Below are 678 nucleotides of genomic sequence, written 5' to 3' on the forward strand. Positions count from 1 at the left end.
TCGTGCTAAAACGCTCAAGCTGGTTGTTATCCCTCAAGCTTTGAGAATCATCATTCCTCCACTCACAAGCCAATACTTGAACTTAACGAAGAACTCTTCGTTGGCAATGGCTATTGGTTATCCGGATCTGGTTTCTGTGTTTGCTGGTACAACCTTGAACCAGACAGGACAAGCCATTGAGATCATCGCGATGACAATGGGCGTTTATCTAACTCTGAGCTTGCTCACGTCTGCGTTAATGAACTTGTACAACCGCAAAGTTGCGCTGGTGGAGAGATAATATGAGTACACATCAATTTCAGCCCGATCTCCCGCCACCATCAAATACCGTTGGCGTGGTTGGGTGGTTACGCAAGAATTTGTTTAATGGCCCAGTCAACTCCATTGTCACGCTTATTCTTGCTTATATCGTTTTTAATGCGCTTTGGCACATTGTCGATTGGGCATTCATTAATGCTGACTGGATAGGCTCAACGCGTGATGACTGTCGCCGAGAAGGTGCATGCTGGGTGTTCATCAGTGTTCGCTGGGAGCAGTTCATGTACGGCTTCTACCCAGAAGCAGAACTTTGGCGCCCTCGCCTGTTTTACATCACGCTCGCGATTTTCACTGTGCTTCTTGCCTATGAAAAAACACCAAAACGCTTATGGATTTGGCTGTTCTTTGTCAACATCTATC

The 678-nt window shown here is 46.3% G+C and carries 2 pseudogenes; both read left to right on the forward strand.

Features of this window, described 5'->3' with window-relative positions:
- Positions 1 to 280, forward strand: a pseudogene (locus R7Z77_RS25865) (amino acid ABC transporter permease); the annotation flags it as partial.
- Between the two features lies 1 nt (position 281).
- A pseudogene (locus R7Z77_RS25870) lies at positions 282 to 678 on the forward strand (amino acid ABC transporter permease); the annotation flags it as partial.

This window comes from Vibrio sp. 1401, assembly GCF_033340295.1.